The organism is Micromonospora sp. NPDC047521 (assembly GCF_055587305.1).
Genome location: NZ_JBVJGN010000011.1, coordinates 151881 through 172713, shown reverse-complemented (window position 1 = coordinate 172713; position 20833 = coordinate 151881). Strand labels below are relative to the sequence as shown.

Genomic DNA, 20833 nt, shown 5'->3' with positions numbered 1-20833 from the left:
CGCCCCGCCCGCCCCGGCCCACCGCGATCTTGCGCATTCTGTCGCGGCAAACGGGCATACATTCCATTCCGCCAGCCGAACTGCACGATCGGCGCGGGACGGGGCCGGGCGGGGGTGGGTCGGTCAGGGGCGGAGCCAGACTGTCACGTCGGTCGGGACCGCGCCGTCGTCGTCGAGCGGCCCGCTGGCGGCCAGCACCTCGGCGCCGGTCGGGACCGGCACCGGGGCGTCGCCGAAGTTGGTGAGCACGGTCAGCCCACCGTTGCGGAAGGTGAGCACCTCGTCGCCTGAGGACAGCCACTCCAGCGTGCCCCGGCCGAGCCCGTGGGCGCGGCGCAGCCGCAACGCGGTGCGGTACAGCTCGTACGTCGAGCCGGGTACGCCGCGCTGCCGGTCCAGGGCGTACTCCGCCCAGGAAGCGGGTTGCGGCAGCCAGCTCGCGTCGGTCGGCCCGAAGCCGTACGACGGGGCGTCGGCCTCCCACGGGATCGGGACCCGGCAGCCGTCCCGGCCACGCTGGGTGTGCCCGCTGCGTTCCCAGGTCGGGTCCTGGCGGGCCTCGTCGGGCATCGTGGTGTGCTCGGGAAGCCCCAGCTCCTCGCCCTGGTAGAGGTACGCGGAGCCGGGCAGGGCGAGCATCAGCAGGGTGGCCGCGCGGGCCCGGCGCAGGCCGAGCGCGGCGTCCGGCTGCGGGTCGCCGATGCCGATGCCGTTGGGCCGGCCACCGGGCAAGACGACAGGCAGGCCGAGGCGGGAGGCGTGCCGCACCACGTCGTGGTTGGACAGCACCCAGGTGGTCGGCGCGCCCACCGAGTCGGTGGCCTCCAGCGAGCGGGTGATCACGGCGTACTGGGCCGGTGCGGTCCAGGCGGCCAGCAGGTACTCGAAGTTGAACGCCTGGTGCATCTCGTCCGGGCGGACGTAGCGGGCCAGCCGCTCGGCCGGCTCCACCCACGCCTCGGCGACGAGCACCCGCTCACCTGGGTAGCTGTCCAGGACCTGTCGCCACTGCCGGTAGATCTCGTGCACGCCCTCCTGGTCCCACATCGGCGGGCGCGGCTTGTCCACCTCGTTGCCGGAGAGGATCTCCTGCGGCTCCTGCCAGTCGGCCAGGTCGGCTTGCTTGACCAGGCCGTGCGCCACGTCGACCCGGAAGCCGTCCACCCCACGGTCCAGCCAGAATCGCAGCACGTCGAGGAACTCCGCGTGCACCTCCGGGTTGTCCCAGTTGAGGTCCGGCTGGCCGGTGTCGAACAGGTGCAGGTACCACTGGCCGGGACGCCCGTCCGGGTCGACGGTGCGCGTCCAGGCCGGACCGCCGAAGACGCTCTGCCAGTCGTTCGGCGGCTGGTCGCCGTCCGGGCCACGGCCGTCCCGGAAGATGTAACGGGACCGCTCAGGGCTGCCCGGGGCGGCCGGCAGCGCCGCCTGGAACCAGCGGTGCGCCGAGGACGTGTGGTTCGGCACGAGGTCGACGATCACCCGCAGGCCACGCGAGCGCGCCTCGGCGATCAGCTTGTCCGCGTCGGTGAGGGTGCCGAACAGCGGATCGACGTCGCGGTAGTCCGCCACGTCGTAGCCCGCGTCGGCCTGCGGCGACGGGTAGAAGGGGGAGAGCCACACCGCGTCCACGCCCAGCTCGACCAGGTGGTCGAGGCGGGCGGTGATGCCCGGCAGGTCACCGATCCCGTCGCCGTCGGAGTCCGCGAACGAGCGGGGGTAGATCTGGTAGATGGCGGCCTCGGTCCACCAGCCGGTGACCGGGTGACCGGAGGAGGGCTGCTGCGTCGGATCGGTGTTCAGGGTCGTCTCCCGTGTCGCGCTGTGGTTGATGTGTCAGTGTGCCCGGGGTGGTGCGGTGGAGTCCCGGACGACCAGCCGAGTGGGCAGGATCACCGGTGAGTCGCCGTCCGCGCCGCGTTGGCCGACGATCGGGCCCAGGGTACGGGCGCCGAGCGGGTCGAGCAGGATCCGCGCGGCCAGCCGGCCCTGCTCGGCGGCGGGCTGGGCGACGGTGCTGAGCCCCAGCACGCCCGCCAGGTCGTGGTCGTCGATGCCGATCACGCTAACGTCCTGCGGCACCCGCAGCCCGGCGTCACGCAGCGCGGTCAACGCGCCCATCGCCATCTCGTCGCAGGCCGCCACGATCGCGGTGGGCGGCGGGCCGCCACGCGCCAGCAGTTCGGCGGTGGCCCGGTTGCCGCCGTCGATGGTGAACGTCGACTCGACGTCCAGGCTCGGGTCCGGGCGCAGGCCCGCCGCCCGCAGCTCCGCCTGGTAGCCCCGGCGACGGTCGAGGTGGGTGGTGAAGGCCAACTCGTCGTCCGGGTCGCCGGAGATGTGCGCGATCCGCTGGTGGCCGAGGTCGAGCAGGTGCCGGGTGGCGGTCCGCGAGGCGGCCACGTCGTCGATCCGTACGCACGGCCACCTGGGGACGCGGCTGCCCGAGCTGATGGTCACCCCGGGCAGGTCCAGGCTGGCCAGCGCGGTCAGGTCCGCCGGCCGCAGCGGCGTGGCCACGAGCATCATGGCGTCGACCCGTTTGTGCAGGTTGGCCGTCCGCAGCACCCGCTGGCGTACCTGCTCCCGGCCGCCCAGGTTGTAGAGCAACAGGTCGTAGCCGGACTCGTGGAGGTACTCCTCGACAGCCTCGACGACGGTGCTGAAGAACCAGCGGGTGATCCGGGGTACCACCACCGCCACCGTGCCGGTCCGGCCACCGGCCAGCCGGGACGCGCTCGGCGACACCTCGTAGTCGAGTTGCTCGGCGGCGGCGAGCACCCTGCGGCGGGTGGCGGCCGAGACGGTCGGCAGTCCGCGCAGTGCCCGCGAGACGGTGGCCGTGGACACCCCGGCCAGCCGGGCCACATCATCAATCCTCGTCACGTTTCCCCCGCTCGGTGCCCGGCGCCCGCCGCCGTCCAAGGGGCCGGACGGCGGCGGGCGGGGGTCAGCCCTTGACGCTGCCGGCGAGCAGACCTCGCACGAAGAAGCGCTGCAGGGACAGGAACACGATGAGGGGTACGACGATCGAGACGAACGCTCCGGCGGTCAGTCGCTGCCACTCGTTGCCCCGGGTGCCGGCCATCTCGGCCAGCCGGACGGTCAGCGGGGCGGTCTCGTTGCCGCCCCCGGCGAAGATCAGCGCCACCAGCAGGTCGTTCCAGACCCAGAGGAACTGGAAGATGCCGAACGCGGCCAACGCCGGGGTGATCAGCGGCAGCACGATGGTGCGGAAGATCTTCGGGTGGGTGGCCCCGTCGACACGTGCCGCCTCCATCAGGTCGCCCGGGAGCTGCGAGATGAAGTTGTGCAGCAGGAACACGGCGAACGGAAGCGCGAAACAGGTGTGCGCGAACCACACCTGGGCGAACTTCTGCTCGTCGACCAGGTCCCAGGCCGGCATCAGGGTGACGCCGCCGAGGGTGACGCCTGTGGAGAAGAACTTCAGCAGCGGCACCAGGGCCATCTGCAACGGCACGATCTGCAACGCGAAGATCGCGATGTAGAGCCAGTCCCGGCCCCGGAAGTTGATCCACGCCAGCGCGTACGCGGCGAGGGCCGCGAAGGCGAGCGGGAAGAGCACCGACGGGATGGTGATCGCCAGCGAGTTGATGAAGTAGCTGGCGAGCTGCCCGGAGGACGCCGACCGTCCGAACAGGACCTGCTCGTAGTTCTCAAGGGTGAACTGCGGGTTGGTGAACGCGGTCCACCAACCTGTCGTCTTGATCTCGTCCTCGGGTCGGAGGGAGGAGATGAACAGACCGAAGGTCGGGATGGTCCAGACCACCGCGATGACGATCGACACGAGCGTCGCGGTACGGCTGTTCAGCCGCTTGCGGACTCGGCGGGCGGTGGTGGACGGGCTGCCGTCGGTCTTCTGGGTGCCGGCGGCGACGGTGGGCGTTGCGGTCGTCATCTCAGCCCTCCCGCTGTTGACGGAGGTTGCGGATCTGGTAGATCACGACCGGGATGACCAGGATGAAGAGGAACACCGCGAGCGCGGAGCCCTGCCCGTTCTGGCCGTACCGGAAGGCCTGGTTGTACATCTCGCTGGCAATCACGCTTGTGTCGTAGTTGCCGTTGGTCGAGGTCCGGACGATGTCGAAGACCTTGAGCGTGGCGATCGTGAGCGTCACGACCACGACGATCAGCGCGGGCCGGATGCTCGGCATGGTGATCTGCCAGAACATCTGCCACGGGCTGACCCCGTCGAGCCGGGCGGCTTCGACGATGTCACCGGGGATCGCCTTGATCGCCGCGGAGAGCACCACCATGGCGAAACCGGCCTGGATCCAGACCATGATGACGATCAGCAGCAGCGTGTTCAGTGGTGATTCCAGCAGCCACTGTTTCGGCTCGCCGCCGAGACTGACGACTATCTGGTTGAGCAGGCCGATCTGGTCGCCCTCGCCGCGGTAGGCGTAGACGAACTTCCAGATGATGCTCGCGCCGACGAACGAGATGGCCATCGGCAGGAAGATCAGGGACTTGGCCACCGACTCGAAGCGGGCCTTGTCCACGAGTACGGCGTACAGGAGGCCGAAGCCGGTCGCCACGAGCGGGACCAGGAGCACCCAGACCAGGGTGTTGATCAGAACCCGGATCATCGAGTTGTCGGAGAACATCCAGCCGTAGTTGCGTAGCCCCACCCATTCGGTGCTGCTCCCGTTCATCAGGGAGAGCAGCATGGTGCGGATCGCGGGTACGACCAGACCGATGGTGAGCAGCAGCAGCGTCGGCAGCAGGAAGAAGAGCGCGAAGAGCCCCTCCCGCTGTTTGGGCCGGCGGGGCAGCGGAGCGCCTCCCACGGAGGCGGCGACGAGCTGCGCCTCCCGCCGCCGGGCGAACCAGGCCGGCACGACGTCGAGCAGCAGGAGCAGACCGCCCACCACCAGCACGAAGGCGAGCAGCCCGTACATCAGCATGAGGAGCTTCGGCTGCTCATCGGCGAAGTCGAACTCCATCAACCCTCCCTTTCGGGTCCGGATCGGCCGGTGGCCCGGCCCGTGAACACGGGCCGGGCCACCGCCGGGATCACTTCGGCCAGCTGCTCTCGATGCCCTGGAGCACCGGGGCGGTCTGCTTGCCGTTCAGCCAGTCGACCATGCCCTTCCAGAACGTTCCCGCGCCGACGGCGGCCGGCATCAGGTCGGATCCGTCGAAGCGGAAGGTGCCCGTCTTGTCCTGGAGGATCTGGACGGACAGCTTGTCGATCGGGCTGGCCACGTTGGCGATGTCCAGCTTGTTGTTCGCCGTGACCCAGTTGCCGAGCTTCGCGCGGCTGTTCACGTACTCGGCGGAGGCGAGGTACGTCTGCACGGCCTGCACCTCGGGACGGTCGGCGTAGGCGACGACGAACTCGCCAGCGCCCAGCACCGGCTTGCCCTTGGCCGGGTCGATGGCCGGGAAGTAGAACGCGAACGCGTCGCCGTCCTCGGCCACCTTGGTGCCCTCGGGGAACTGGTTGGCGTAGAACGACGCCTGGCGGTGCATCGCGCACTTGCCGGTGGTCACCGGCAGACCCGCCTCCTGGAAGGCGGTGGTGGTGATGCTCTTGACGCCGCCGAAGCCGCCGTTGACGTACTTCTCGTTCTTGAGGATGCTGCCGGCGCGGTCGACCGCGTCGACGATCTTCGGGTCGTTGAACGGGATGGCGTGGGTGGTCCACTGGTCGTAGACCTCGGGGCCCTGCGTACGCAGGATGACGTCCTCGATCCAGTCGGTGGCCGGCCAGCCGGTCGCGTCACCGGACTCGACGCCCACGCACCACGGCTTCATGCCGCTGGCGGCGATCTTGTCGCTCAGGGCGATGAGCTGGTCCCAGCTGGTCGGAACCTCCCAGCCCTTCTCCTTGAACGTCTTCGGCGAGTACCAGACGAAGGACTTCACGTTGGCGCCGAGCGGCACGCCGTAGAGCGTCCCGTTGACGGTGCCGTACTTCAGCCAGTCGGCCGGCATGTTCTGCTCGGCCAGGGCCTTGGTGTCGGCGCCCAGGGACTTCAGCTTGCCGGCGTCCGCGAAGCGCTTCACGAGGCCCGGCTGGGGCACGAAGGCGATGTCGGGGGCGTTGCCGCCGTCGACGCGGACCGGGAGCTGCGCCTCGAACTCGCCGCTGCCCTCGTACGCGATCTCGATGCCGGTGCAGTCGGTGAACTGCGACCAGGAGCGCTCCAGCAGGTCGGCCTCGGCGTCACGGATGGACGCGTAGATGGAGACCTTCTTGCCGTCGTGGCCCTGGTACTTCTCGTATGCGGCGCACTCCGCGGAGCCCGCCTTGTCACTCTTCTTGTCGTCGCCGGTACCGCAAGCGGTGGCGCTGAGCGCCAGCCCGAGTACACCGGCGATCACGAAGGCCTGGCGTGGTCTGGCAAAGACCGCCATGCCGTCCTCCTTCCTAGCCGGCGCGGTCGTGCTCGATGACCAGTCGCCGGTCCGATTGGGCGTGCACACATGTAAGCGCTTGCATCCGGTCCGGTCCACCCCCTGTCAGACACGAGCGAGTAACAATCCGGAAACCTCGGGGCCGCCTGATGGGCGCGCTCCCGGGCCACCTCTTCGACTCTTTCGGAGATTGACGATATCTGTCAGGCTGATGCCACCTCATCGAAGGTTTTCGACATAGGAGGAGCTGTATGCGCAAGCGGTGGATCAGCCTGCTCGTGACCGGTCTGCTCGTCGGAGGAGTGCTCACACCGGCGAGCCCGGCGCTGGCCGCGCCGACCTTCAAGGTGCCGTTCCCGTGCGGTCAGTCGTGGTCCGGGCAGACCCGGTCAGACCACAGCCCGGCGTACGCCGTCGACTTCAACCGCACCGACGACGTCGGCGACCCGGTGGTCGCCAGCGCCCCCGGCACGGTCGACCGGGTGACCGACCTCGGCAACACGAGCTACGGGAAGTACGTCCGGATCAACCACGGCGGTGGTTACAGCACCTACTACGCGCACCTCAACGGCTTCAACGTCTCCGTCGGGCAGACGGTGGGCTACGGCAAGGTGCTCGGCTGGGTGGGCAGCACCGGCGGGTCGACCGGCCCGCACCTGCACTACGAGCAGCGCCTCAACGGCAGCGACATCCAGGTGAGGTTCAACGGCAACCTCGCGCTGTACTGGGGCACCAAGAGCTACACGAGCAACAACGGCTGCTCCTCGGGCACCGGCAACGCCACCGTCGACACCAGTGGCACCCCGTTGACCGTCCGCTCCGGCCCCGGCACCGGGTACGCCTCGGTGGGCACCGTGGCCGACGGCACCCGGGTGACCATCGCGTGCCAGACCAGCGGCACCAGTGTCACCGGCACCTACGGCACCAGCACGATCTGGGACCGCATCGGCGCCGGCCGCTTCATCGCCGACGCGTACGTCTACACCGGGTACGACGGCTACATCCCCGGCATACCTCGCTGCTGACCGGCGAACGACAGCGTCCCCGGCGGGTACCGCCCGCCGGGGACCAGCCCGGTCTCAGGCGTTCAGCCGCCAGATCGAGAAGTTCAACGCGGCCGCGAAGGTGACCCACGCCCAGTACGGCAGCAGCAGCGCCGTCGCCACGCGGGAGACCCGGGCGAACAGCACGACGGTCAGGGCGATCGCCAGCCACATCACCACGATCTCGGCGAACGCCAGCCCGTACTGCCCCGCGCCGAAGAACAGCGGTGTCCAGATCGCGTTGAGCACCAGCTGGGCCGTCCAGGCCCAGAGGGCGGGGGAGAAGCCGACCCGCCGCCAGACCAGCCACCCGGCCACCGCGATCAGCGCGTAGAGCAGCGTCCAGACCGGGCCGAAGAGCCAGGAGGGCGGGGCCCAGCCAGGCTGGCGCAGGCTCGCGTACTCGCCTGTGGTGCCCTGGACCCCCAGGCCGCCGATCGCGGCCGCCACGAAGACCGCCGCCGCGAAGCCGGCGAGGGCCCACCACGAGCGTCGGCCGGAGGCGACAGGCGCGTCCTGAGATGTCTCCATGGTCGAGATATTTCCTCCCGGGGTCAGGTCAAACCCGGCGCACGAAAAAGCGCCGGGGCCGCCGCGGCCGTTGCCTCTGTCGGGAGGACGAAGCTCCGGTCGCGGCGACCCCGACGGGTCCCGGTTTTTTCAGGTCGTGCGGACGTCAATTGAAGATGCTGACACCACCCGGGCCGACCAACAGCCCGACAACGATGAGGACGATGCCCCACAGGATCTGCCGGCGGAACAGCGCGAGGATGCCGGCGACCACGAGTACGACTGCGAGAATCCAGAGAATCAGCTCCATGACCTCTGACTACCCGACTGGCCGATCGGGGAAACCTGGTCCGTATCAAGTTGATCGCCGACGTGGAAGACGCTGTACGCCTGCTTGATCACAGGGTGGGCGACGTTGCGCACGCGTACGCCACCGGGGGTGGTGCCGCGCTCGCTGCCGGCGTGCGCGTGCCCGTGCAGGGCCAGCGCCGTGGGCGCGGAGTCGATCGCCTGCCCCAGCTGGTACGACCCGAGGAACGGGTAGATCTCGAGCGGCTCCCCGGCGAGGGTGTCCGGTACCGGTGAGTAGTGGGTGAGCGCGACCAGCATGTCGCAGTCCAATGAGCGCAGCGCAGCGCCGAGGCGGTCGGCGCTGTCGGTGGTGGTCCGGACGAACGACTTCATCTCCGGTTCGCCGAAGTCGCTGGCGCAGCGGCCGGCGAACCCGCCGCCGAAGCCCTTGACGCCGGCGATGCCCAGCCGGCCGCCCGCGCAGTCCAGCACCACGCCGTTGCCCTCCAGCACCGTGATGCCCGCGTCCTCGAGCACCTTGACCACCTGCGGCACCTGGTCGCACTGGTGGTCGTGGTTGCCCAGCACGGTCACCACCGGCACGGCCAACCCGCCGAACTCCTGCGCCACGCAGCGCGCCTCGGCCTCGGTGCCGTGCCGGGTCAGGTCTCCGGCCAGCAGCAGCACGTCGGCGCAGTCCGGCAGCTCCTCCAGCGCCGGGCGGAACCGGCCGACCACGTCCTCGTCCAGATGCACGTCGCCCACGGCGGCGATCCGGATCACCATGGAACCTCCCTCAGGGCAGTTGCTCGATCTCCGTGGGCGCCTGGGCGCGGATCACTCCGATGTCGGTGGTGATCGGCACGTCCGGGAAGCGCTCGGACACGCGGCGCAGGATCTCGTCGCGTCGGTGCGGGCTCTCGACCTCGCCGGAGAGCACGAGGGCGCGTTCCCGCCGGACCACGGTGATCCCCTGTTCGGCGACGGCGGGGTCCTCGGCCAGCAGCCGCTGGATCTCCGCCTCGACGTACTCGTCCGGCGGCCCGGCGCCGCTGTCGCTCTGGTGGGTCACGATGTCCCCTCTCCTGCCTGGGTGCCGGCCGTCGGCACCACCTCCAGCCTGTCCAGCAGCACCAGGAACGCCTCGGCGTACGGCGAGTGCTGCGTCTCCTTGCGTACCCGTTCCCAGTCGATCTGCTCCCGCAGCGACCGGGCCAGCGGCAGGCCGCGGGCGAAGTCGCAGTAGTGCTGGGAGAAGCTGAGCAGCTTGTGCACCATCAGCTGGGTCGCGGACAGGACCGGCATGTGGATGGCGTCCACCGGCCGGATGACCGTGTCGGCGAACGTCTCCTCGGTCACCGGCGTCTCGATCGGCCGGTGGATCAGGTCGACCATCCGTCCGTCGTCGAAGACCTTCACCAGCCAGTCCTCCGGCGGGCGCTCGGCCACGAAGCCGGCGGCCACAAGTGCCTCCAGGGACCGGTCCACGTCGGCCTCCCGGATGAGGAAGTCGACGTCGTGCTCGCTGGAGTGGCCGCCGTGGGCGTACACGGCGAAGCTGCCACCCAGGGCGAACGGGATCTCGGACTGCTTGAGCACGGCGGCGACCTTCTTGAGGGTGTGCACCAGACTCTCGTCCCCGCGCTCAGCCATCTGGTTCTCCCGTCGGTCGTGTTGGTGGACAGGCGGTTGGGTTTCAAACTCCGGTACCCGGCATTCCGGTCGGCCACACCTGCCGGCATCCCGGTCAGGTGCGAACAGTGTCAGACCCGGACAAATGCGGCGGAGCGCGTGCGTCGGTCGGATAGCCTTTCGAGGGTGGCCAGATCATCGGGGATGCGACGCCGCAGGGCCCGGTTGCGCACGGTCGCCCTGATCGGCATCGACGGTTCGGGCAAGACGACTCAGGCCCACCGGCTGGCCGACGCGCTGACCGCCGCCGGCCGCCCCGCCGCGTACCGCCGCAACGCCAGCGGACGTCGCTGGCTCGGCCGGGTCGCCAACCGGCTCGGCCGATCGGACGCCCAGCGGCTCGTCGGGCGCGACGGCGTGCTCGCTGTGGAGTCCGTGCTGCGCTGGCTCGCCATCGCCATCGCCCTGCTCAGCTGCCTGCTCACCGGCCGCACGGCGGTGATGGACCGCTACTCGGCCTGCCAGTACGCCAGCATCCGCGCGCACGGCGGGCACCGCTGGGAGCGGCTGGCCCGGGCCGGCTACCGACTCTTCCCGACGCCGCAAGTGACCTTCCTGCTGACCGTCGACCCGGCCGAGGCGTACCGGCGGATCGAGGCGCGGGGCACCGACCACGAGACGATCAGCTGGCTGACCGCGGCGGACACCGCCTACCGGACCCTGCCCGAGTACCCGAGCTTCGTGCTCGTGGACGCGGGACGCCCGGCCGAGGAGGTGACCGAGCAGATCCAGGCCCACCTGGCGACCTGGCTGCCGTCGGACGCCCGATCCGACCTGACCCGGCCGCCGTCCGACGTGCCGCCGCCCGCGCCGACGCCGTCGGAGCCGCCGCCCCGCACCGACCTGCCGGCACGCGGTGGCCCGACCCCGCTCGTGGCTCAGGCCCGCCCGTAGACGGGAACGGTGGCGCCGCTGGTCGGAGCGGAGTCGTCTGACGCGAGGAAGCGGATCACCGGCGCGATCTCGGCGGGAGTGACCCAGCGCGAGTGGTCGGCGGTGGGCTGGGCGGCCCGGTTGGCAGATGTGTCGATGACGCTTGGCAGCACGGTGTTGCAGCGCACGCCGCGGGACCGGTACTCGACCGCCACGGCGTTGGCGAAGGCCAGCACCGCCGCCTTGGCCGTGACGTAACCGGCCGCGCCGGGGAACGGGGCGACAGCCGCGCGGGCCGAGACGCAGACCACCGCGCCGCCACCGCCGGCCAGCAGGTGCGGCAGCGCGGCCTGGGTGGCCAGGTAGGTGGGCCGCAGGTTGAGGGTGAGCATCCGCTCGAACTCCTCGACCGGTGTCTCGTGGACCAGGCCTCCGCTGGCGTACCCGCCGACCAGATTGACCACCGCCCGCAGCGGCGCCGCCGGTTCGCCGGCGGCGGCCTCGACGGCCCGGGCCGCGCCGGCCGGGTCGGTCAGGTCCGCGGTGACCGGGACCAGCGCGCCCGCCGCCGGCTGCGACCCGGGCAGGGCACCCCGCAGGGGTACGACCACCCGCCAGCCCGCCTCGACGAACGACGCGACGACCGCTCCGCCGAGCCCTCCGGAGCCTCCGCTCACCAGCACACTGCGCTCCGCCATGCGCCACACGCTAGCGTCCGCACCGGTGGCCCGTCGGACGACCCGTGCTCTGCCCGCAGCAGAGTTGTTGGCGCGCTCGGGCGGCGGCGGCGCAGGATCGGCGGATGCGGATCCTCATTCTCGGTGGCACGCGGTTCCTCGGCCGGGCGCTGGCCCGGCTCGCCGTCGCGCGGGGCCACGACGTGACCTGCGCGGCCCGGGGTGTGTCAGGCGTCGCGCCGAGCGGGGCGCGGTTCGTTGCGATCGACCGCGACGACCCGGCGGCGCCGGCATCGCTCGCCGGCGACGGCTTCGACGCGGTGGTGGACGTGACCCGCCAGGTCAGCCACGCCCGGCACGCGCTGGCCGCGCTCGCCGACCACGTGGGTCACTGGTCGTTCGTGTCCACCATCTCGGTGTACGCGGACAACACCACGCCGGGGCAGACCGCGGCGGACGCACCGGTGCTGCCGCCCGCCCCGCCGGACGTGGACGCCCCGGCCGACCCGGACAACCGCTGGTACGGCGAGTGCAAGGTCAGCATCGAGCGGCTGGTCCGGGAACGGATGGGCGAGGACCGCTCGTTCATCTGCCGGGCCGGGCTGATCGTGGGCGCGGAGGATCCGAGCGACCGCTTCCCGTACTGGGTGCGACGGCTGGCGCGCGGCGGGGAGGTGCTCGCGCCGGGACGGCCGACCGACCGGGTGCAGTTCGTGGACGTGGCCGACCTGGCCGGTTGGTTGCTGCACGCCGCCGGTGCCCGCCTCGTCGGCACGTACGACGGGGTCGGCCCGGCGATGTCCCGGGAGGAGCTGCTGACCGGTGTGGCGGCCGGGCTGGGCGTCGCCGACCCGCACCTCACCTGGGTCGACCAGGACTTCCTGCTGGCCCGCGACGTCCGCGAGTGGTCGGGGGAGCGGGCGCTGCCGCTCTGGGTGCGGCTGCCGGAGTGGGCTGGCCTGATGGACCGGGACGCCCGGCCGGCGCTGGACGCTTCACTGACGGTCCGGCCGCTGTCCGACACCGTTCGGGCGACCGCGACCTGGATGACAGCACGGCCCGACGACGTACGGCAGGGTGGACTGGACCCGGCGGAGGAGGCGGTGGTCCTGCGGGAGTGGCAGGCTGTACGGGACGGGTGATGCCGGTCGACGACACTTTTTCCCACCCCTGACAGTCATAGTTGACGCTCACGCTTGGTGAAAGTAAGTTTCATCCGTGGCGAAGAGTGCGAAGATTTCTGCGAGTCACGAGCCCGGTGGGCTGATCGTCCACATCAGCGGGCTGTTGCCGTCGCTGTCGCCCGCCGAGCAGCGCGTCGCCCGGCTGGTCGTGTCCGACCCGGCCGCCGCCGCACGGCGGACCATCACCGACCTCGCCACCGCTGCGGAGACGTCGGAGGCGACAGTCATCCGGTTCTGCCGCTCGGTGGGCATGGACGGCTACCCGCAACTGCGCATCCGGCTCGCCGCCGAGGCCGCCCGCCGCATCGAGCCTCCGGACGCCCGGGTGGTCGGTGGCGACATCCCGCCCGGAGCCGACCTCGCCCAGATCATCGCCACCATCGCGTTCAACGACGCCCGCGCCGTGGAGGAGACCGCCGAGCAGCTCGACCCGGCCGTCTGTGAGCAGGTCGTCGAGGCGATCAGCGGCGCCGGCCGGATCGACATCTACGGCGCCGGCGCCAGCGGGTTCGTCGCCTCCGACTTCCAGCAGAAACTGCACCGCATCGGCCGGATCGCCTTCTACTTCCCGGACGTGCACACCGCGCTGACGTCCGCCGCGCTGCTCGGCCGGGGTGACGTCGCGGTGGGCATCTCGCACACCGGCACCACCTCCGACGTGATCGAGGTGCTGGAGCAGGCCCGGACGCGGGGCGCCGTCACCGTCGCGCTCACCAACTTCCCCCGCTCGCCGATCACCGAGGTGGCCGACTTCGTGCTGACGACCGCGGCGCGGGAGACCACCTACCGCTCGGGCGCGACCGCCAGCCGCCTGGCCCAGCTCACAGTGGTGGACTGCCTCTTCGTCGGTGTGGCCGCCCGCAACCGGTCCCGGGCCCGCAAGGCCCTCGAGGCGACCGCCGAGGCGGTCCAGTCGCACCGGGTGGGCGCCAACCGGAGGCGGGCATGACGGCCGGTGCGATCGAGCCGGACGAGGACATGCCCGCGCCGCCCGCCCGCCCGACGGTCCGGGTGGGCGCCCCCACCGAACGGCGTAACCCGCTGAGCGCCGACCTCGACCTGATGTCGACCCGGGACGTCCTCACCGTGATCAACGATGCCGACCGGCGGGTGCCCGCGGCGGTCGCCGCGGTGCTCGACGAGATCGCCGCCACTGTCGACCTGGCCGTCGACGCGCTGCGCGGGGGGCACCGGGTGCACTACTTCGGCGCCGGTACGTCCGGCCGGCTGGGCGTCCTCGACGCCGCCGAATTGGCCCCCACCTTCAACTCGCCCCGGCACTGGTTCTGCTCCCACCTCGCCGGTGGCCCGGACGCCATGTGGCGGGCCGTGGAGGACGCCGAGGACGACGAGCGGGGCGGTGCGGTCGAGGCCGCCAGTTGTGTGCGCGCCGGTGACCTGGTGGTCGGTCTGGCCGCCAGCGGACGCACCCCGTACGTCCTCGGGGCGCTCGCCACGTCCCGCGCCAAGGGCGCCTCGACGGTGCTCCTCTGCGCCAATCCGGAAGCGGAGGCGGCCCGGTCGGTCGACGTGTTCATCGGGGTGGACACCGGACCGGAGGTGGTCACCGGGTCGACCCGGATGAAGGCGGGCACCGCACAGAAACTGGTGCTCAACACGTTCTCGACGGCCGTCATGGTGCGCCTCGGGCGGGTCTACTCGAACCTCATGATCGATATGGTGGCCACCAACGCGAAGCTCCGCGGGCGAATGATCTCGATCCTGATGGAGGCGACCGGCTGCTCCGAGGAGGTTTCCCGGCGGGCGCTCGCCGAGGCCGACGGCGACCTGAAGACCGCCCTGGTGTCGCTGGTCTCCGGCGCCGAGGTCGGTGCCGCCCGGGCCGCCCTGGCCCGTTCCGCCGACCAGGTACGCGGCGCCCTCGCCCTGCTCTCCTCCTAGCCCCGCACACCCCGGGAAGCGAACGGGGCTCCGGATTGTTCATCGGGGCGGGGGGTAATACCACCCCCGTGGATGAACCGACCGGTCCACCGGTGCGTATCTGGCAGTGACCAGGATCGCACCACGCTGGTGACCCGGGTCGCTGTGCCCCCGCGGCGGGCGGTGTTGCCATGGTTGCGACCCGTACGTGGTGTGCGCAGCGGCGAGCCACCCGCCGGGGTGCTGACAGCAAACATGGACCGCGCTCTCAGCTACTACTCAGGCATTCGTGACACTTTCGAATCACCACATGGAATCCCCGACACGTCTCATCTGTTGTGTAGGTGTCAGCACCGATGGGCACAACGGAAGTTACCAGGGGCTGACGGACGTGGGGAATGGCAAGGAACCGGGCAACCGGCGCGAGCGAGGGGACCGTGGGCAACGTGGACAAGAACATCGGCATGCGAACCGACGAGGTTGCCGAGGAGCGCGACCTGGTCGGCGTCTACCTGCACGAGATCTCCCGGACGCCACTGCTGGACGCCGCCATGGAGGTCGATCTCTCCAAGGCGATCGAGGCCGGCCTCTACGCCGAGCACCTGCTCGGTGAGGACGCCGTTCCCGACGGTGTCGACCGGGACGACCTGGATCGGCTTGTCGTCGAGGGCGAGCGGGCGAAGGACCTCTTCATCCGCGCCAACCTGCGACTTGTCGTGTCGATCGCCCGCCGTTACGTGCGTTCGGGCATGCCCATGCTGGACCTGATCCAGGAGGGCAACACCGGCCTCGTCCGGGCGGTCGAGAAGTTCGACTACGAGCGCGGCTACAAGTTCTCCACCTACGCCACCTGGTGGATCCGCCAGGCCATCAGCCGGGCGATCGCCCAGCAGGAGCGCACCGTCCGTCTGCCGGTGCACCTGGTGGAGGACGTCAACCGGATGCGCAACGTGACCCGGCAGCTCACCCGTGAACTGGGCAGCGACCCGGAGCCGGAGCAGATCGCCGCGTCGCTCGGCGTCACCGTCGAGCGGGTCAACGAGCTGCGCCGCTGGTCGCAGGACACCGTCTCGCTGGACACCCCGGTCGGCGACGACGGCGACACCAACCTGGGTGACCTGGTCGCCGACAGTGACGCCCCGTCGCCTGAGGACATCGTCCTCAGCGGTCTGGAGCGGCAGCGCATCGAAGGGCTGCTCAACCACCTCGACGACAGGTCGGCCGGCATCATGCGGGCCCGCTACGGGCTGGAGGACGGCCGCGAGCACTCGTTGACCGAGGTCGCGTCCCGGTTCTCGCTGTCCCGTGAGCGGATCCGGCAGCTGGAGATCCAGGCCCTCGGCCGGCTCCGCGAGTTGGCCCGTGCGGAGGGTCTGCAGGCCGCCTGACCTGGTAGTAATGACGGCGAACGGCCGGCGTCCGATAGGGGGACGCCGGCCGTTCGCCGTTTCCGCTAGCGGACCCGCCCGTAGCCCTGGATCGGCATCATGTTCATGCCGCGCTTGAGCACGTTGCGACCGGCGCTCGGCGCGTCGATCACCTGGCCGTCGCCCACGTAGAGAGCGACGTGGCCGAGCCCGTTGTAGAAGATCAGGTCGCCCGGGCGCAGGTCGCCCCGGCCGATGTGGGCGACCGCTCCCCACTGCATCCGGGTGTTGTGCGGCAGGGACTTCCCCGCGGCCCGCCACGCGGCCGAGGTCAGCCCCGAGCAGTCGTACCCGTTGGGTCCGTCGCTCGCCCAGACGTACGGCTTGCCCAACGCGCCGAAGGCGTATCGCACCGCGACCCCGGCGCTACCGGAGACGTTCGGCACGTTCCTGGCCTCCGCCGCCGCGGCCCTGGGTTCGGGACGCTCGGTGGCGGCGCCGTACGCCTGACGGCGCAGCTCGTACAGCTTCGCCAGGTCCTCCTCGATGCGCTTCTTACCGGCCGCCAACTGGCGGGCCTGTGCGGCCTGCCTGGTCAGCGTGGCGTCGAGGCGGGTCTTCTCATCGAGCAGCCGCCGCTGGTTCGCGGTGAAGCCGGAGATGCGCTCCTGCCGCTGGCGGGTCAGCTGGTCGAGGGCGCCGAGACGATCCAGCAGCGCGGCCGATCCGCCGGGACGCAGCAGCGCGTCGGCGGTCCGTAGACCGCCACTCTTGTACGCCGTGGTCGCCAACTCGGCGACGTCGGCCCGGCTCTGTTCGGCCTGCTGTTCCAGTGGGCCGATGCGGGCCTGTAATCGGGCCACCGAGGCCTCGTTGGTCTTGATCTCCTCCCGGAGCTTGTTGTACGCCTCGACGACCCGCTCGAGTTCGCCCGAGGACGCTTCGATCTGGCGGGTCAGGTCGGCGGGGGTCGGCTCTGCGCGGGCCACCACCGGCGGGGCGATCAGCGCGGCCGACATCCCGGCCAACGCGACGATACGCAGCAGGTTCCTCAGGGATGACAAGAGCGGAAAGCCCCTCTCCCACGGCCGCCGTCGGGCTGCTGACGCCCTCGGCGGCACCGTCCGGGGCCATCCGGGTGGACGGCGCTGGGCCGGGCCGGCTCGCCCAACCTAACCCGGGACGCCTGTTACGCGCAGTTGAAGCAGGGGTCAATGTTGGCAGAGTGGTCCGTCTGGCGGGTGGCGTCAGGTGGATCTGCGGTTGTTCGTGACGCTCGCCGACGTGAGAGGTTCCGCACCTTTCACGAACTCTGACGGATATACGACTTTCGTCGTTCCCGGCGTATGCCGCCGGATAGCTGGGCTCCATAACCGATAAAAGGTGAAATGGAGGCGGTTTCCAGTCGATGTCGTCCGGCCGGGTGACCTGTCGGAAGCCGGTAAATGCCCTGGTGAGGTGGCAGTGCCACAACACAATGGGGACCGGAGTCGGGATTCCCGTCGATACGCGGTGATCCGCGACCGACGGGGGCAACCCGACGAACCGCCCCACGGGAGGAACCGTGAATCGTGAAGGCGCAAAGACGCGACCGCCGCGAACGGTGCCCGGCGCCAGGTCGACCCTGCTGTACGCGCGACCCGGCATCATCGTCACCGTCGACCGGTTCACTGTCGGCCGGACCAGCTACCGGATCGCCGACCTGACCCACCTGCGCACCACCAGAGGCCCGCACGACCGGATCGCCGTCCGGGCCGTCGTCATCACCGCCACCATGCTCGGCGGCGTGGGACTGCTGCTCGGCTTCACCGGCGGCCTGCAACGGCTGACCGCCGGGGCGTACCTCATCCTCGGGGCGGTGTTCCTGCTGCCGGCGGCCCTCGCCCTGGTCGGCGACCGGTGGCGGCCACCGCCGTACGAGTTGTGGGGGTGGCACCGCGGCACCGAGGTGCTGCTGTTCAGTGCCGACGACGAGCGGCAGTTCGGCCAGGTCACCCGGGCGCTGCTGCGCGCCCGCGAGGTCAACCGGTACGGCGGCTGGGTCGATCCGCTCGCCGGGACCGACCCGTGGCGGCCCAGCCGCTGAGCGTCCCCGGGGACGCTCAGCCGGCGACCGGCTCCGGGGTCCGCTCCTCGCGTGGGGCGGCCGCCCAGGCGCTGACCCGGCGCTCGGCGTAGAACGAGACGAACGGCACGGTACCGGCCAGCATCACCAGGATCATCCGCTTCAACGGCCAGTCGGCCCGGCGGCTCAGGTCGAACGCGGCCGCCAGGTAGACCATGTAGAGGAAGCCGTGCGCCTGCCCCACCGTCTCCACCACGACCGGGTTGTCGAACGCGTACTTCATCGGCATGCCGATCACGACCAGCAGGATCAGCGCCACGCCCACGATCCAGGCGATCACGCGGTACCGGGTAAGGGCAGCGCCCACCTTCGTCCGTCCTTCCGAAGCCCGGCTCAGCCGGGGTAGTCACCGGGCCGGGCGCCCGGATTGGCGTTCAACCATGACAGGTAGTGGTTGTAGGCGGCCAGGTCGGCGTCCTCGGCACCCGCTGCGGAGGCGGGCACCCGGGCCACCCGCACCGGTCGGCGTACCGCCGGTCGGGACCCTGGGGCGTCGGCCGGCGCCGGCTCGACGGCCGGGACCTCGGCGGGGTCGGCCCCTGCGTCCCCCTGCGCGCGGCGTCGGGCCAGCTTCACCTCACGCCACCACACGTAGACCACGAAGCCGGCGAAGACCGGCCACTCGACCGCGTACCCCCAGCTCAGACTGTTGCCGGCGGTGGCCCGGCTGATCTGCCACCAGCCCAGCCCGAGGAAGCCCACGACCAGCACGACCATGGCCACGTGGCGTGCGATCCACGCCGGGGTCCAGAGCCACCTCATGGTGTCGAGGGTACCGGGGAGGACGCCGCTCTCCGACACCGTGTCGTAGGTGCCGTGCGGTCGGATGGTTTGGCGTCACCCGGTGTGGGCATCCGTCTAGACGCCAGCCCAAACGAGACCAGGGGGGCGATGATGACCGGCAGCACCGATATGAGCCCGGAGCAGCGGGTGCCCGAGTGGGGCGGCGACCACCTCGCCGACCCGGCAGGCGCCGACCTCGACGGCGACACGCTCGGCGTCGACCCGACGGAGCTGAGCGACGAGGATCTGATCCGCGAGATGCACAGCCTGCACCGCACCCGGCTGGACACCCTTCGGCACGCCGCCGACTCGGCGCTCGCCAACCACCTTCGGCGGACCGCCGAACTGGAGACCGAGTACCTGGCCCGGCACCCGGGTCGGGAGGTCGACCCGAGCCGCCTGCGGGACGTCTGATGCCGGCCCGCGCGGTGCGCGGCATGTCCGCGCCACCCGAGGTGGTGTTCAACACCGCCACCGACCCCGCCCGCGCCTCGGCCTGGCTGCCGGAGGCGCTCCGTGCCGACGGCAGCCCGCCGGCCGAGGTAGACGGCGAGGAACTGCGGGCCCGCTGGAGCGGCGACGCGGACTGGTCCGCCGAGATCCGGGTGGATCCGGCGGACTCCGGTGGCGCCCGGATCCAGCTCGACCTGGCCGACGGGAACGGCGGGCCCGACCCCGACCAGCTCGTCGACGAGGCGTTGACCAACCTGATCCGCGAGGTCGCGGACAACCTCCAGGCCGGCTGACACCGTCGTCAGCCGTACCGAATCACCACCTACGCACACCACGACCTGGGAGGAGACCGGGTGACCGACACCGGCCTGCGACAGAAGGCGACGCGGCTACGCCGGGCGTACGCGCCGCACGAGCACCGGCCACTCGGCGGCTACCTGGCCGCGATGGGCACCTACGCCGGAGTGGCCGGGGCGCTCGCCGGCCTGGTCAAGGCGACCGGACGGCCGGTGCCCGAGCGTCCCGCGCCGGCCGACGTGGTGCTGCTCTCCATCGCCACGCACAAGCTCAGCCGCCTGCTCTCCAAGGACGCCGTGACCAGCCCCCTGCGGGCGCCGTTCACCAGGTACGACAGGCCGATCGGCAGCGGCGAGGTGATGGAACAGGTCCGCGACTCGGGCAGCCCCACCCGGCACGCCATCGGCGAGCTGCTCAGCTGCCCGTTCTGCCTGGCGGTCTGGGTGGCCACCGGCCTGACCGGCGGCTTGGTGCTCGCGCCCCGGCTGACCCGGCTGGTGGCCACCGCGCTGACCGCGGTGGCCGCGTCCGACTTCCTCCAGATGGCGTACGCGGCCGCGCAGCAGGCCGCCGAGGGCGGGCATGACGAGGACTGACGGGAAGACACGAAGAAGGGGCCGGCGTCCGCCGGCCCCTTCTCGTCGTCCGTCAACGCTGCATACCCGACCAGCCGTGCGGCGATTCCGGTTCCCGTTCGTCCTTGTCGGCGCCGGTGATGATGTCCCGGTCCACCGCCGTGCGGTCGTGCTCGTTCGCGAAGTCCGGCTCGGGGGTGGTGTCCACGCCCTTCGGCGGTTGTCCCAGTGCCGGGACCTTCTCCTCGTGGTCCTCGTGGTGCGTCATGACGGTGTCCCTTCTGCGGTCGCTCAGGCGACGGAGCCGCCCAGCAGTTCACTCGCCTCGTCCACCGCGTACTCGCCCTCGGGGAGCGCGTCGATCCGGGCGAGCAGGTCCGGCGGAAGCTCGGTGGCCACCGCCCGGCGGTAGATCTCCGCCTGGGTGACCCGCTCCTGACCCCGGTAGATGTCGTCGAGCAGGTCGTCGAGGGCCCGGGTGTCCGGCTCGCCGGCCACGGATGCGTCATCGGTCACCTCGATCAGCTACCCGGGCCGGAATCGGTCAAACGTCACCCCGTGGCCCGCGTACAGACAGCGCCGCCCCCGGCCTTGTGGGCCGGGGGCGGCGCTGGTGTCGGTGTGCAGGTCGCCTCTCGGCGAGTGGCACGACGCGGCTCCAGCCGAACGGTATTCCGCGAGGGCAATTTAGGTGAGGC

26 protein-coding genes are annotated in these 20833 nt (G+C 71.0%); 10 read left to right on the top strand and 16 right to left on the bottom strand.

From position 1 onward, the window contains the following. Positions 1–123: 123 nt before the first annotated feature. The 5 genes from ACZ6N8_RS23615 to ACZ6N8_RS23595 form a co-directional block, all read right to left on the bottom strand. Entirely contained in the window at positions 124–1803 is a 1680-nt protein-coding gene (locus tag ACZ6N8_RS23615) for a glycoside hydrolase family 13 protein (protein ID WP_466012752.1), read from the bottom strand. Positions 1804–1836: 33 nt separating this feature from the next. After that, a complete protein-coding gene (locus ACZ6N8_RS23610; RefSeq protein WP_364373724.1) occupies positions 1837–2886 on the bottom strand; it encodes a LacI family DNA-binding transcriptional regulator in 1050 nt (349 codons plus the stop codon). A gap of 64 nt (positions 2887–2950) precedes the next feature. Continuing rightward, on the bottom strand, positions 2951–3919 hold the full coding sequence (locus tag ACZ6N8_RS23605) for a carbohydrate ABC transporter permease (protein WP_466012724.1): 969 nt from the start codon (positions 3917–3919) through the stop codon (positions 2951–2953). A gap of 1 nt (position 3920) precedes the next feature. Beyond that, positions 3921–4967, bottom strand: coding sequence for a carbohydrate ABC transporter permease (locus ACZ6N8_RS23600; protein WP_364373718.1), 1047 nt, complete (start codon positions 4965–4967; stop codon positions 3921–3923). A gap of 70 nt (positions 4968–5037) precedes the next feature. Continuing rightward, positions 5038–6384 carry an ABC transporter substrate-binding protein gene (locus ACZ6N8_RS23595; protein ID WP_466012723.1) on the bottom strand — a complete coding sequence of 449 codons (1347 nt, stop codon included), beginning with the start codon at positions 6382–6384 and terminating at the stop codon, positions 5038–5040. A gap of 251 nt (positions 6385–6635) precedes the next feature. Here ACZ6N8_RS23595 and ACZ6N8_RS23590 point away from each other — a divergent pair, with 251 nt between their 5' ends. Further along, a complete protein-coding gene (locus ACZ6N8_RS23590; protein WP_387120818.1) occupies positions 6636–7409 on the top strand; it encodes a M23 family metallopeptidase in 774 nt (257 codons plus the stop codon). A gap of 54 nt (positions 7410–7463) precedes the next feature. Here ACZ6N8_RS23590 and ACZ6N8_RS23585 read toward each other — a convergent pair whose 3' ends face one another. From ACZ6N8_RS23585 to ACZ6N8_RS23565, 5 genes are all read right to left on the bottom strand, one after another. Further along, positions 7464–7958 carry a TspO/MBR family protein gene (locus ACZ6N8_RS23585; RefSeq protein WP_466012722.1) on the bottom strand — a complete coding sequence of 165 codons (495 nt, stop codon included), beginning with the start codon at positions 7956–7958 and terminating at the stop codon, positions 7464–7466. 145 nt (positions 7959–8103) lie between these two features. Continuing rightward, complete coding sequence (locus tag ACZ6N8_RS23580; RefSeq protein WP_007464364.1) at positions 8104–8247, bottom strand: GPGG-motif small membrane protein; 144 nt, start codon at positions 8245–8247, stop codon at positions 8104–8106. Continuing rightward, positions 8238–9014, bottom strand: coding sequence for a metallophosphoesterase family protein (locus ACZ6N8_RS23575; RefSeq protein ID WP_466012721.1), 777 nt, complete (start codon positions 9012–9014; stop codon positions 8238–8240). Before ACZ6N8_RS23575 ends, ACZ6N8_RS23580 begins: the two co-directional genes overlap by 10 nt. Positions 9015–9024: 10 nt before the next feature. Further along, a complete protein-coding gene (locus ACZ6N8_RS23570) occupies positions 9025–9300 on the bottom strand; it encodes a hypothetical protein (RefSeq protein ID WP_466012720.1) in 276 nt (91 codons plus the stop codon). Beyond that, complete coding sequence (locus ACZ6N8_RS23565; protein WP_466012751.1) at positions 9297–9989, bottom strand: nucleotidyltransferase family protein; 693 nt, start codon at positions 9987–9989, stop codon at positions 9297–9299. Before ACZ6N8_RS23565 ends, ACZ6N8_RS23570 begins: the two co-directional genes overlap by 4 nt. 57 nt (positions 9990–10046) lie before the next feature. Here ACZ6N8_RS23565 and ACZ6N8_RS23560 point away from each other — a divergent pair, with 57 nt between their 5' ends. Beyond that, positions 10047–10814: a dTMP kinase gene (locus ACZ6N8_RS23560; RefSeq protein WP_466012719.1), complete on the top strand. Its 768-nt coding sequence runs from the start codon at positions 10047–10049 to the stop codon at positions 10812–10814. Here the strand turns inward: ACZ6N8_RS23560 and ACZ6N8_RS23555 are convergent. Next, positions 10799–11491 (bottom strand): SDR family NAD(P)-dependent oxidoreductase, encoded by a 693-nt coding sequence (locus ACZ6N8_RS23555; protein WP_466012718.1) that lies wholly within the window; start codon positions 11489–11491, stop codon positions 10799–10801. The two genes, ACZ6N8_RS23560 and ACZ6N8_RS23555, sit on opposite strands and share 16 nt — an antisense overlap. A 104-nt stretch (positions 11492–11595) precedes the next feature. Here ACZ6N8_RS23555 and ACZ6N8_RS23550 point away from each other — a divergent pair, with 104 nt between their 5' ends. The 4 genes from ACZ6N8_RS23550 to ACZ6N8_RS23535 all read left to right on the top strand — a co-directional run bounded on the left by ACZ6N8_RS23550 (position 11596) and on the right by ACZ6N8_RS23535 (position 15923). Beyond that, the gene (locus ACZ6N8_RS23550) at positions 11596–12612 is read left to right on the top strand and encodes an NAD-dependent epimerase/dehydratase family protein (RefSeq protein WP_466012717.1); all 1017 of its coding nucleotides are present in this window, start codon (positions 11596–11598) and stop codon (positions 12610–12612) included. 76 nt (positions 12613–12688) lie between these two features. Further along, the gene (locus tag ACZ6N8_RS23545; RefSeq protein WP_139583574.1) at positions 12689–13603 is read left to right on the top strand and encodes a MurR/RpiR family transcriptional regulator; all 915 of its coding nucleotides are present in this window, start codon (positions 12689–12691) and stop codon (positions 13601–13603) included. Continuing rightward, positions 13600–14556, top strand: a complete 957-nt coding sequence (murQ, locus tag ACZ6N8_RS23540; RefSeq protein WP_208760886.1) for an N-acetylmuramic acid 6-phosphate etherase — start codon at positions 13600–13602, stop codon at positions 14554–14556. Before ACZ6N8_RS23545 ends, murQ begins: the two co-directional genes overlap by 4 nt. 377 nt (positions 14557–14933) lie before the next feature. Further along, positions 14934–15923 (top strand): sigma-70 family RNA polymerase sigma factor, encoded by a 990-nt coding sequence (locus tag ACZ6N8_RS23535; protein ID WP_357993907.1) that lies wholly within the window; start codon positions 14934–14936, stop codon positions 15921–15923. Between the two features lie 65 nt (positions 15924–15988). On the opposite strand, the gene ACZ6N8_RS23530 is transcribed toward ACZ6N8_RS23535, so the two are convergent. Next, complete coding sequence (locus ACZ6N8_RS23530; protein ID WP_466012716.1) at positions 15989–16966, bottom strand: C40 family peptidase; 978 nt, start codon at positions 16964–16966, stop codon at positions 15989–15991. A gap of 500 nt (positions 16967–17466) precedes the next feature. Here ACZ6N8_RS23530 and ACZ6N8_RS23525 point away from each other — a divergent pair, with 500 nt between their 5' ends. Next, positions 17467–17988 carry a DUF6232 family protein gene (locus ACZ6N8_RS23525; RefSeq protein ID WP_466012715.1) on the top strand — a complete coding sequence of 174 codons (522 nt, stop codon included), beginning with the start codon at positions 17467–17469 and terminating at the stop codon, positions 17986–17988. A gap of 16 nt (positions 17989–18004) precedes the next feature. Here the strand turns inward: ACZ6N8_RS23525 and ACZ6N8_RS23520 are convergent, their stop codons facing one another. Then, complete coding sequence (locus ACZ6N8_RS23520) at positions 18005–18334, bottom strand: DUF3817 domain-containing protein (RefSeq protein WP_354822632.1); 330 nt, start codon at positions 18332–18334, stop codon at positions 18005–18007. 26 nt (positions 18335–18360) lie between these two features. Next, positions 18361–18789: a hypothetical protein gene (locus ACZ6N8_RS23515; RefSeq protein ID WP_364373682.1), complete on the bottom strand. Its 429-nt coding sequence runs from the start codon at positions 18787–18789 to the stop codon at positions 18361–18363. Between the two features lie 129 nt (positions 18790–18918). Between ACZ6N8_RS23515 and ACZ6N8_RS23510 the strand changes: the two genes are divergently transcribed. From ACZ6N8_RS23510 to ACZ6N8_RS23500, 3 genes are read left to right on the top strand one after another with little or no spacing between them, the layout of a single operon-like run. Further along, positions 18919–19224, top strand: coding sequence for a DUF6158 family protein (locus ACZ6N8_RS23510; protein ID WP_466012714.1), 306 nt, complete (start codon positions 18919–18921; stop codon positions 19222–19224). Continuing rightward, complete coding sequence (locus ACZ6N8_RS23505; RefSeq protein ID WP_364373676.1) at positions 19224–19556, top strand: SRPBCC family protein; 333 nt, start codon at positions 19224–19226, stop codon at positions 19554–19556. Before ACZ6N8_RS23510 ends, ACZ6N8_RS23505 begins: the two co-directional genes overlap by 1 nt. Positions 19557–19616: 60 nt before the next feature. After that, positions 19617–20156, top strand: a complete 540-nt coding sequence (locus ACZ6N8_RS23500; protein ID WP_364373673.1) for a DUF1360 domain-containing protein — start codon at positions 19617–19619, stop codon at positions 20154–20156. A gap of 52 nt (positions 20157–20208) precedes the next feature. On the opposite strand, the gene ACZ6N8_RS23495 is transcribed toward ACZ6N8_RS23500, so the two are convergent. Both ACZ6N8_RS23495 and ACZ6N8_RS23490 read right to left on the bottom strand, forming a co-directional pair. Further along, a complete protein-coding gene (locus tag ACZ6N8_RS23495; protein ID WP_466012713.1) occupies positions 20209–20403 on the bottom strand; it encodes a hypothetical protein in 195 nt (64 codons plus the stop codon). Between the two features lie 23 nt (positions 20404–20426). Continuing rightward, positions 20427–20660, bottom strand: coding sequence for a hypothetical protein (locus ACZ6N8_RS23490; protein ID WP_466012750.1), 234 nt, complete (start codon positions 20658–20660; stop codon positions 20427–20429). Positions 20661–20833: the final 173 nt, after the last annotated feature.